Origin of the sequence: Thiohalophilus sp., assembly GCF_031581315.1 — a bacterium.
Lineage (GTDB): Bacteria > Pseudomonadota > Gammaproteobacteria > UBA6429 > Thiohalophilaceae > Thiohalophilus.
In genome coordinates this window covers 1-7,475 of the sequence record NZ_JAVLAZ010000102.1, presented here as the reverse complement: position 1 = coordinate 7,475, position 7,475 = coordinate 1, and the positions used below count along the sequence as shown (strand labels likewise).

Genomic DNA, 7,475 nt, shown 5'->3' with positions numbered 1-7,475 from the left:
AGAACTAAGAACTAATTTACAGCTGGTTATACCCCGTCAACAGGTCCTGCCAGTTTTGCTCACTGAAATGGAATGTGTCCTGCGCGCCCTGGAGCTTGGTCAGGGAGCGATGCAAGCGCTGGAGGTTGCGTTGCTGCCAGCCGCGGCGCGGTGTGCGAATAACGCCGCGATCGAAATCAATTAAATAGAAGCGGCCGCCGCTATCCAGCAGGATGTTGTTGGCATTGAGATCGGCGTGATAGACGCCCTGGCTGTGGAAGCGCCGGATCATACTGCCCATGGCAATCCAGTGACCGGTATCCAGCTCCTCACTGGCCAGCAGCTGACCGACTGCTTTGGCGCCGGGAATGCGCCGGGTCATGATGTCCGCGGTGTATAACAGGCCGTGACGGATGACCTGTGCCGCAACCGGTCGGGGCACCGGTAGATTGCGTTCGCGCAGGGTCTGTAACAGATGCAGTTCACGCCAGGCCCGGTTGGAATTAAGACCGGTCCACAGATAACGGTCGGCGGACCAGCGCGCGATGAGCCCACCACGATGGTAGTGGCGCAGGGCCAGTTCCAATTCGTAATAATTGACAAAGAATGTGGTGCCCCGCCCCTCGGCAAAACCGGTGATGGCATCGTGTTGCGCCCACGCTTCCGATGTGAAGCCGATCAGATCCGGATCGGCAAACACCTCCCTGTCATACAGGACAAAACGGTTTTCGTATTGTTTGGTTAAAAACGTCATTTACAGGCCAACTCACCCGGGTTATCTGTCGAGTCACCGCCGGACAACAGCTTAACCCTTCGCAACTTCAGACTCCAGCTCCTGGATAATCTCATCGAGGCGCGCATAATGCACCTCGTTGGAAAACATTTCCCTGGCATAGCTCTGGCCTGCCCGGGCCATGGCATCACGCTGTTGTGGATTTTCCACCATCTGGCGAATGCATCTGGCCAGCTCGACCTCGTTACCGGCCTCGAATAGCAACCCGGTTTTATCGTGCTCGATAATCTCCGGCACACCGCCGGCGCGCGTCCCGATAACGGGAACGCCTGACAGCATCGCCTCGACCAGTACCAGGCCGAATGTTTCGATGTAGGTCGTCAGGGCAACCACATCAAAACACTTGTAATAGGCCCTGGAGTTATCGACAAAGCCGATAAACTTCACCTGATCCCCGATGCCTTTGTCCCTGGCCTGTTTTTTGAGTTTTTCAAGATAAGAATCGAACATGACGTGCCCCATGATACAGGCCTGCACATCAACCCCTTCCTCTTTCAAACGGGCTACCGCATCGATCAGCGTATGCTGGGCCTTGTACCATTCAACCCGGCCCGGCAACAGAACACGGAATTGATCATCCCGGATGCCATGCTGGGCGAGAAAATCACCGCAGTCCACATCAGCATGCAAATCGGAGGCATCCTCGACGCCATGATAGAGCAGTTCAATTTGCGAGGGCGCCATGGGCAGATATTTAAGCGCCTCTTCGTACATGACCCGGGTTATGACGATATATTTATCGATACTGTGGTAAATAAATCGATGATAGGCATCCTTTTTCTGACGGGTCAGCCGGATATGCCGCATAAACATCAGCTTGCAGTGCCGTTTTGACAGACGTTTGGCCAGCGCAGCCAGCATGACATCCTTTTGCCAGTGCGCATGTATCAGATCGATCTCGTGATCATCGATATACCGGGCCAGCTTTCTGGCGCTGATATACGGCAACACGGTCGAGCGGGGATCGATCCGGATACACGGTATACCTTCCTCCTGCACGGCTTCATCCAGATAGGTGCCCTCGCGCACCGCGGCATGCACAACGTGCTGCGGCCCTTTCAGGTGTTGTATGTTTTTCAGCGCGTAAAGCTCCAGCCCGCCGCGGCCGCGTGAGGTACATAATTCAAGAATGCGCATATCCAGACCTGGTTTCAAATTTCATAAAAGTGACTATTTAACTGCTCTAAATAAAGGCTGCCAGTACCCGAACACTTCGTGCAGGGTGGATTAAGAAATAGCGTATGTTCCACGCACTGTTATCCGGTATCGAGTATGCGGCGCGCCAGACACCCTTCTGGAGTGCATACAATCCTGTATCCAACCTTACCCGCAACCCTGCACAGTTTACAGGCTGTGTAAGATGAGCTAAATTGGCGCAGACTGACGCAACACTTAACCCATGAAAAATCTCTCATCTCATAAAATTCTTGTCGTTCGCAATGACAAACTGGGCGATTTTATGCTCAGTTTACCGGTGTTCAAGTTGCTCAAGCAGGCTTTGCCGGGGTGTACCCTGCACGCGCTGGTACCGGGTTATACCCGTGATATCGCCCTCGCCTGCGATGCGATTGACGATGTTGTTATCGACCCCGGTAAGCAGGCGCCTTACGCGCAGCAAAGCCAGCTTCTGACAACAATAAAACAGCAAAAGTATGATGGCGTAATCACCCTTTTTTCGACATCCCGTATTGCACTTTTGCTATGGCTGGCACGGATTCCTTATCGTCTCGCACCGGCGACCAAGCTGGCACAGATTTTTTATAACCACCGCCTTGTCCAGCGCCGTTCGTATTCTCTCAAGCCGGAATATCGCTACAATCTCGATCTGGCCGTACATTATCTACAACATCATAATATTACGCCTGATGTTGAACCTGCGCCCCCTTATCTTCAGTTTCCCCGCAACTGTGTTGTCGAGCAAAAGCAGGCTTTTCTCAAAGCTTGCAATATCGATGGCGATCCCGAGCTGGTTATCGTGCACCCCGGCAGTGGCGGCTCCGCCAACAACCTCAGTCTCGAGCAATACGCTCGTCTGATTCACCGCCTCAACCTGGACGACAATTATCACCTTGTCATCACGGCGGGGCCGGGAGAATACCCGGTTGCCGAATCACTTTCCATGCTGCTGGAGGGGATTCCTCACTCGATCTATGACTCGCAGCAGGGCCTTGTCAACTTTGCGCAGTTTTTACAAAACGCCGCGCTGTTTATCAGCGGCTCGACCGGCCCGTTGCATATCGCCGGCGCGCTGGACAGGCCGACGGCCGCCTTTTATCCCCGCAAACGCTCCTCCACCGCCCTGCGCTGGCAGACGCTGAGCCGCGAAGCGCGTCGCCTGGGCTTCATGCCACCGGAACAGGCCGAGGCCGAAGACATGCAAAGCATCGATATCGAAGCGGCTGCTAACCTTATCGCCGAAAAATTACTGCCCGCAAATAAACGCCAATAAGCGCGAATATCTTCCCTGACCATTCGCGTGTATTGGCGGATACCGGTTCATTGATGATCCGACTGCTGGCGTATCCACAAGTCGGCATACTTGGCAAAGGTGGAGTGAGCCGACAGTACCGCCAGTAAAAATCCCTGTTTACCATCGAGAAAGCCGGCGCGCACCAGATACATTTTGATAAAGCAACCCAGGCCATGCAGCATGCCCTGTAACAGGCTGCTGCGCTTGCCTCGTTCCTGACGTTGTTGTGCCCACGCCGCGGCGTAATGGGCGGACTTGACCAGGTAATGCTCCAGGTCCCGATAGGTGTAGTGCAGCAGATCGCCGGCGAGTTTTTTCTCTTTCATGCTATCAGGATAAACCAGTTTTTCATGAACCCGGTTGTCATTGTAACCGGCCTGCTCGCGTGGATAGAGGCGCGCCACATAGTCGGGATACCAGCCGGAATGGCGGATAAAGCGGCCGAACACCCACGACAGTCGCGGTACAAAATAGACCGCCTGCCGGTCATCCATTTCGACCGCCTGTCGGATCTGTTGCGCCAGCGGTTCGGTGATGCGCTCGTCGGCATCCAGCATCAGGATCCAGTCGCCGGTGACATACTGTTGCGCACGCTGGCGTTGCACACCGAAACCCTGCCAGTCATCCTCAACGTAAACCTTGTCGGTATATTCGGCCGCGATCTCCCGCGTCCGGTCGCGGCTGCCCGAATCGATGATCACAATCTCATCGGCCCAGCTGACGGTCTCCAGACACTCGCGCAGGGCGTCTTCCTCGTTCATGACGATCAGTACCACGGATAATGCGGGCTTGTTATCCATAAAACTTATTCTATTCGCGCGAGGATGGATTCGGGTTTAATGTCGTTCAGACAATTTGTATGGCCCATCGGACAATCCCGTTTAAAACAGGGACTGCAGTCCAGGTTCAGATAGACGATCTGCGCTTTGTCTGTCAGCGGCGGTGTGTAGTTTGGATCGGAAGAACCGTAAATGGCGATAACACGGGTGCCACTGGCCGCGGCCACGTGCATCAGTCCCGAGTCATTGGTCACCGCCTGCTCGCACAAAGACAGCAAGTCCACCACGTCGACCAGCTCGGTTTTACCGCACAGGTTCACAATATCGTCTGAGCCTGCGATCGCGTCACCCAGTGACGCTTCCTTGTGGGAGCCGAACACCCAGACCTGTTTGCCCCGCTCAACCAGCCAGTGCGCCAGCTCGGCGTAATACGCCGTCGGCCAGCGCTTGGCCGGGCCGTATTCGGCGCCCGGCATCATGGCGATGATCGGTTTGTCGGTGTTCAGGCCCAGTTTATCCAGGCAGGCCTGGCGATGTTGTGAATCGATCGCCAGGTGGGGTTGCGGTATCGCCGGAGCGATATCCTTATCACCTTCCTGTCCCAGGGCAACAAACCGCTGCACGGTCCGGTACAGCACGCGTTTGTCCAGTCGACGACTATCGTTGATGATGCCGTAACGCATTTCGCCCCGGTAGCCGGTGCGCCGGAGAATCCGTGCGAACCACGGAACCAGCGCCGCCTTGAAAGAACGCGGCAGGACGATGGCCTGATCATAACGATGCACGCGCAGGGCGTGGCCCAGCGCGCGACGTTTGCCCAGACCCAGTTCCCTGTGTTGCACGGACAGCGGGATCCCCTCGTGGACTTCGGGCATACGAGCCAGCAGCGGCAGCGACCATTTGGGGGCGACCACATCGATAACGGGATTGTTGCGTTGTTGTACCAACGTCATGAACAGGCTCTGGGCCATGACCATGTCGCCGACCCAGGCCGGGCCGATCACCAGAATACGCTCAGAAGGAGAAGTGTCGCTCACCGGTCGCCGTGATCACTGACTGTCGCGGTGCAGCCACCGCATATAATCAGTGACGCCCTCTTCGACGGTTTTGAAAGGGGCCTCGTAACCGGCTTTGCGCAGGGCCGTGATATCCGCCTCGGTAAAGCTTTGATAACGCCCTTTGAGATGTTCCGGGAAGGGAATGTATTCGATCTCGCCCTTGCCGTGATAGGCAATGACCGCTTCGGCCACTTCCTTGAAAGTCTGGCTGCGCCCGGTGCCCAGGTTGAAGATACCGGACTTGTCCGGGTTATCCATGAACCAGAGATTCACATCCACCGCATCGCCGGCATAGACAAAATCACGACGCTGTTCGCCGTTGCCGTAACCGTCGCAGCCTTCGAACAGTTTCGCCTTGCCGTTTTCAGTGATCTGGTTATTCACGTGGAAGGCGACGCTCGACATACTGCCCTTGTGCTGTTCGCGCGGCCCGTAGACGTTGAAATAACGGAAACCCACCACCTGGCTTTTGGCATCAGGCAGATGGCGACGCACATACTGATCGAACAGAAACTTGGAATAGGCGTACATGTTGATCGGCTGCTCGTATTCGCGACTTTCACTGAACACGCTGCCGGAACCGTACACCGAGGCGGACGAGGCGTATAAATAAGGAATCTTGCGATCCAGGCAGTAATGCAGCAGCGCCCTGGAATAGTCGTAATTGTTTTCCATCATGAACTTGCCGTCCCACTCGGTGGTACTGGAACAGGCGCCTTCATGGAAAATGGCTTTCACCTTTTTGGCAAAGCTTTCACCGGCCTTGATGCGCGCGATGAACTCCTGCTTGTCGAGATAGTCGGCGATCTCGCAATCGGCGATGTTCTTGAACTTGACGCCGTTGGTCAGGTTGTCGACCACGATGATGTCCGTCTCACCACGCTCGTTGAGTGCCTTGACGATGTTGCTGCCGATAAAACCGGCGCCGCCGGTCACGATAATCATGATTCCGCCTTCTGTTTGTCTGTGATGTTTTTAATGATGTCGGTGGTGGAATGGCCCTCGATAAATTCCAGCACTTCCACCTTGCCACCGTTGTCCAGTACGCAACGACTGCCGACAATCTCTTCCGGTTTGTAATCGCCGCCTTTGACCAGCAAGTCCGGCAGGACGTTGCAGATCAGCCGTTCGGGGGTGTCTTCGGTAAAGGGCACCACCCAGTCGACACATTCGAGTGCCGACAACACCGCCATACGCCGCTCGACCGTATTGATGGGGCGGGACTCGCCCTTGAGCCGCCTGACCGAGGCGTCGTCGTTGACCGCCACCACCAGCCGATCGCCGAGCTTGCGCGCCTGTTGCAGATAGAGCACATGGCCCGGATGCAGGATATCGAAACAGCCGTTGGTCATCACCACCGTCTCGCCATGATCGCGGGCATCTTTGACCAGCCGCACCAGCAGGTCCTCGTCGACCACGCCGGTTTCGATCTCGTGCTGTGCGCGCGCGGCGCGGCGCAGTTCATCGATGTTCACTGTAGCGGTGCCGAGCTTGCCGACTACCACACCGGCGCCCAGGTTCGACCAGGCCGTGGCATTGGCAAGATCCTCGCCGGCGGCAATTGCTGCGCCCAGTACCGAGATGACCGTATCGCCGGCGCCGGTGACATCGAACACCTCGCGCGCGTGGGTCGGCATGTGCAAAGCTTCCTGACCTCGACGCAGCAGGGTCATACCCCGTTCGCTGCGAGTCACCAGCAAGGCGTCCAGATCGTACTGTTCGATCAGCGCCATGCCTTTGGTCACCACTTCTTCGTCATTGCGGCAGCGTCCGACCACCGCTTCGAATTCGCTCAGGTTGGGTGTAATCAGGCTGGCACCACGATAGCGTTCAAAATCACTACCCTTGGGATCGACCAGCACCGGAATCTGTTTATTGCGCGCCGCCTGGATGAAGGCGCGCGCCTCGCGCAGGGTACCCTTGCCGTAATCGGAAAGGATCACCGCGCCGATGCCGTCGAGTTGTTGTTCGAACTGGCGCAGCAGATCCTCGGATTGATAACTTTCGAAGCCGTCTTCGAAGTCGAGCCGGATCAACTGCTGATGCCGGCTCAATACGCGCAGCTTGGTGACCGTGGCACACCCGGTCAGTTTGCTGAAGCGGCATTCGACCCCGGCGGTGGTGAGAATATCGTCCAGCGCATTGCAGGCCTCATCGTCACCGGTCAGCCCCATCACCCGGGCGCCGGCACCCAGTGCGGCAATATTCAGGGCGACGTTACCGGCGCCACCGGCCCGCTCTTCGGCCTCGCCAACCCGCACCACCGGCACCGGCGCCTCGGGCGAGATGCGCGAGGTATCGCCGTGCCAGTAGCGATCCAGCATCAGATCGCCGATCACCAGCACCCGGGCCTGTTCAAACTGGGGAAGTTGCAGTTTCATCAGCGACTCGCCGTC

At 56.6% G+C, this 7,475-nt stretch carries 7 protein-coding genes; 1 reads left to right on the top strand and 6 read right to left on the bottom strand.

Going from position 1 to position 7,475, the window contains the following annotated elements; genetic code table 11:
- Positions 1-16: 16 nt before the first annotated feature.
- Entirely contained in the window at positions 17-733 is a 717-nt protein-coding gene (locus RI563_RS11680) for a 3-deoxy-D-manno-octulosonic acid kinase (RefSeq protein ID WP_310694559.1), read from the bottom strand.
- Positions 734-784: 51 nt separating this feature from the next.
- Positions 785-1,909 carry a glycosyltransferase family 4 protein gene (locus RI563_RS11675; protein ID WP_310694558.1) on the bottom strand — a complete coding sequence of 375 codons (1,125 nt, stop codon included), beginning with the start codon at positions 1,907-1,909 and terminating at the stop codon, positions 785-787.
- Between the two features lie 262 nt (positions 1,910-2,171).
- On the opposite strand from RI563_RS11675, the gene RI563_RS11670 reads away from it, so the two are divergent.
- Positions 2,172-3,221, top strand: coding sequence for a glycosyltransferase family 9 protein (locus tag RI563_RS11670; RefSeq protein ID WP_411293580.1), 1,050 nt, complete (start codon positions 2,172-2,174; stop codon positions 3,219-3,221).
- Between the two features lie 47 nt (positions 3,222-3,268).
- Here RI563_RS11670 and RI563_RS11665 read toward each other — a convergent pair whose 3' ends face one another.
- From RI563_RS11665 to hldE, 4 genes are read right to left on the bottom strand one after another with little or no spacing between them, the layout of a single operon-like run.
- Positions 3,269-4,042 carry a glycosyltransferase family 2 protein gene (locus RI563_RS11665; protein ID WP_310694556.1) on the bottom strand — a complete coding sequence of 258 codons (774 nt, stop codon included), beginning with the start codon at positions 4,040-4,042 and terminating at the stop codon, positions 3,269-3,271.
- Positions 4,043-4,047: 5 nt separating this feature from the next.
- Complete coding sequence (gene waaF, locus RI563_RS11660; RefSeq protein WP_310694555.1) at positions 4,048-5,058, bottom strand: lipopolysaccharide heptosyltransferase II; 1,011 nt, start codon at positions 5,056-5,058, stop codon at positions 4,048-4,050.
- Positions 5,059-5,070: 12 nt separating this feature from the next.
- Positions 5,071-6,024 (bottom strand): ADP-glyceromanno-heptose 6-epimerase, encoded by a 954-nt coding sequence (gene rfaD, locus RI563_RS11655; RefSeq protein ID WP_310694554.1) that lies wholly within the window; start codon positions 6,022-6,024, stop codon positions 5,071-5,073.
- On the bottom strand, positions 6,021-7,460 hold the full coding sequence (gene hldE / locus RI563_RS11650) for a bifunctional D-glycero-beta-D-manno-heptose-7-phosphate kinase/D-glycero-beta-D-manno-heptose 1-phosphate adenylyltransferase HldE (protein ID WP_310694560.1): 1,440 nt from the start codon (positions 7,458-7,460) through the stop codon (positions 6,021-6,023). The genes rfaD and hldE overlap by 4 nt, the downstream gene beginning before the upstream one ends.
- Positions 7,461-7,475 lie beyond the last annotated feature (15 nt).